Here is a 3,385-nt window from a genome sequence, read left to right as displayed (position 1 = left end):
GAACGCACTGCTTTACTCGTATTCAGATTAACAAGTATAGTTCCCCTACACAAGCTATCCTTTTACGGCACCCGCAGTTAGGCCTTGGACAAAATACTTCTGCAAGAGGATAAAGAGCAGTATCAGCGGGAGAAGAACCATGCACATCCCTGCACTCATTAAGGTCCAGTTCGTTGTATATTGTCCTTGAAAATTAATGAGGCCGACAGAGATTGGTATACCTCTTTCCGTTGTCAAGGTGGCAATCTGGGCCCACATTAATTCCCCCCATACAAAGCCGAAATTGAAAACCGTACAAGTGGCAACGGCTCCGCCCGCCAAAGGGAAAACAATTCGGAACATCGTGCTCAGTTCGCTGCTGCCGTCGATTCTCGCCGCTTCGATGAGCTCGTCGGGGATCGAGCGGAAGAAGTTCCACAGGATGACAATGGTTCCCGGGAGCATCCAGCCCAAATAAGGAATGACGATCGGAACATAAATGACCTTAAACAGCTCTAATTTCGACATCATCACATATAGCGGAATGATCATGGATTCACCGGGCAGGACTTGCAAAATAAATAAGAAGCCCACAATTACACCAGCGAAAGGTACGCGCAGTCTGGCCAAAGAATAAGCCGCAAAAGTAGCCAGAATGCTGCTAGTGAACAAAGAGAGAACCGCAATGACGACACTGTTCCCCAAATATTCRCCTAAACGAGCTGTCTTAAAGGCTTCGACATAGTTATCGAACCGGAATTGACTCGGTATTGACCATAAATTCCCATAAAACTCTTCGGATGACTTCAGTGAAGTAAAGACGACAAAAAGTACCGGATATAGCGTAGCGAGCGCCATAACAAGGAGAGCTAGGCGTATGAACAGGGTTGAATCTAATCTCTTAATACTCATATACGTCACCTCGCGCAAATTTCATCGTTGCGAACATCACAATACCAACGAGAATTGTGAATATCACACCAATTGCAGCGGCGTATCCGAACTCGTTGTAGCGGAAGCTGACATCCAGCATTTGCATGKGGACCGTTTTCGAAAAATCGCCTGGTCCGCCCTTCGTCATCGTCATGACGACATCATAGGTTTTGAAGGAGCCGATGAGCACCAACATGGACACCAGTCGAATCGTTGGCATAATGAGCGGCAAGATAATCAGACGGATTTGACGGAAATAGCCTGCACCTTCCAACCTTGCAGCTTCGAACATTGAAGCTGGAATCGTCACGATAGCCGTATAGAGCAGCATCATCACCCCGCCGGAGCCCTTCCAGCCGCTAACCACAGCCAGTACCCAGAGTACAAGTCCAGGCTCAGACAGCCAAGCATGCTGTAAACTTTCCAAACCAATGAGTCCGAGGATTTGATTGATAAGCCCGTTAGCGGGATCTAGCATGAAGGTAAACATCAAACCGATAACGATAAAGGGCATCATGTTCGGCGCGAAAAAGATGAGACGAAGCACGGCCCCCTCACGATTGCCCGTCCGATATACTAGCAAGGCAAGCAGCAGCCCGAGCAGCAGGGCAACCGCAGAGGAAACAAGTGCAATAAAAATCGAATATTTAAACCCGTTCAGAGTAGCTTGGTCTTGGAATAATTCAATATAGTGTACGAGCCCGACCATCTTCATGCTCGTCAGCGGACTCCATTCCGCGAACGACAAGACCAAATTCCAAACCACCGGAATGAGCACCGTAAAGGCGATAAAGATAGCGGCCGGGATGAGCAGCGCAATCCCCAATACCCTCGTTTTTACGTGCATGGACCTGACTTTTGTTTGCGGACCCGCTGTATGCAAAGACTGAACTTTCTCTTGTCGTATCATTGTATGCCCTCCTCCTGACAGGAACAACAATGGGCATAAGAACGAGTGCTTATGCCCATTATCGTTTATATCTTATAGACTGCTGTTATTTCTTGATCGCATCCTGCCTCAATTTGTCGATTTCTTCCAAAGCGGCCTTCCCTTTAAAGATGTAATTAGCCGGCATCTTATTTTGGTAGTAATCGTCCAACTTCGGATCCAAAGCGCCCATTTCTTTTGCAATGATTGGGTTCCCAGCGTCTCTGGAAAACAACTCGACTTTAGAATTTGGATCGGCCGGTTCCACGCCTTTAACCGAGACCGGCGCGCCATGGTCGACCCGGTATTGAAGCACCTCTGGACTCGTCAAATACTTCAGCACCTCAACGGAAGCTTCCGGATGCTTCACATTTGCTGGGATCATATAGCCGTTCGCCGCCGCAGCCACTTTCAAGCCCGTCCCATGGTGAGGCCAAGACAAGATCTGTATATTTTCGATACCTGAGTTTTTAATCGCTTCATCGGCGAGGAAATTGATATAGGCCATAATTGCGACCTTTTCTTCCTTAAAGCCTGTCAGTACTTGATCCGCGGTGACCGTCAGCGCACCTTTACCCGGATATACATATTCCTTGTCATAGAGATTCTTCACTTCATCGAAGGCTTTCACGACCGTCGGATCGGTGAACGGAATTTTACCCGCCGCCCACTCTTTATATTTTTCTTCATTCGGCCAGATCGTCTGCAGTAAAAACCGGTGCGTCCAGCCTATCCATCCGTTGCCGAAAGGCGAAATCCCGAGCTTATCCTTAACGGTGGTCAACGCCTGTGTGAACTCATCCCATGTCGGTTCATCCGATAACGTAACACCGGCTTTATCCAGCAGATCCTTGTTGGCAACCAAGAGGCCGTATAYGGGAGTATTCGGAACCGAATAGGTTTTGCCGTTGTACGTCCCCATATTCAACGTACCGTCCATAAATGAATTCTTCCATTCAGGGTCGGCATCCAGATAAGGCGTTAAATCCAGTGCCATATCGGCATTCACGAACGTTTCCATGCCGTTAGGAAAATAGAAGGCAAGATCAACCGGTTCGCCTGCGGCAATCGTCGTCTTAATCGTCTTCTCCACGTTGTTGTCCACAGGTTTGAAGGAGATATCGTATTTATCTTTGAAGTGTTCCTTCACCATTTTTTCTTCTTCTGCTGCGTTAGTATCTCCMGGCCAAGCAATCATTAGAGTCAGCTTTGTCTTTTCGCCCGAAGGAGCCGCAGTATCTCCATTCGTATTTTCGGCTGCTCCGTTTGAGGCTGCGTTGGAACCTTTGCTTGCGTTACCGGAGTTTGTATTACCGCCACAAGCGCTTACCAGAAGCGAAGTACTCACGATCGCACATAGCAGCAGACTTGATCTCCTGAACAATTTCATCGGTGACCCTCCCTATTGTTTTCATCGAATGCGCGCGCTTTCATGAACAAGTATACTAAGATACACTTCCCGGATGTATCATGTAAAACTACAAATACTTTAGGTTTTCTTTGAAAGCGCTTAATTAAATATGGCCCAAGTACGATGACATGGGC

At 47.6% G+C, this 3,385-nt stretch carries 3 protein-coding genes; all 3 read right to left on the bottom strand.

Annotated elements, in window-relative coordinates; genetic code table 11:
• Window positions 1–54: 54 nt before the first annotated feature.
• Complete coding sequence (locus AB4Z33_RS30570) at window positions 55–837, bottom strand: carbohydrate ABC transporter permease (protein WP_442053509.1); 783 nt, start codon at window positions 835–837, stop codon at window positions 55–57.
• A gap of 43 nt (window positions 838–880) precedes the next feature.
• A complete protein-coding gene (locus AB4Z33_RS30565) occupies window positions 881–1,822 on the bottom strand; it encodes a carbohydrate ABC transporter permease (RefSeq protein ID WP_442053508.1) in 942 nt (313 codons plus the stop codon).
• A gap of 85 nt (window positions 1,823–1,907) precedes the next feature.
• Window positions 1,908–3,230 (bottom strand): ABC transporter substrate-binding protein, encoded by a 1,323-nt coding sequence (locus tag AB4Z33_RS30560; protein ID WP_442053507.1) that lies wholly within the window; start codon window positions 3,228–3,230, stop codon window positions 1,908–1,910.
• Between the last annotated feature and the right edge of the window lie 155 nt (window positions 3,231–3,385).

This window comes from Paenibacillus sp. 2TAB19 (assembly GCF_052115185.1).
GTDB lineage: Bacteria > Bacillota > Bacilli > Paenibacillales > Paenibacillaceae > Pristimantibacillus.
Note: the sequence above shows the minus strand (reverse complement) of the source record. Positions and strands in the feature narration are given on the sequence as shown.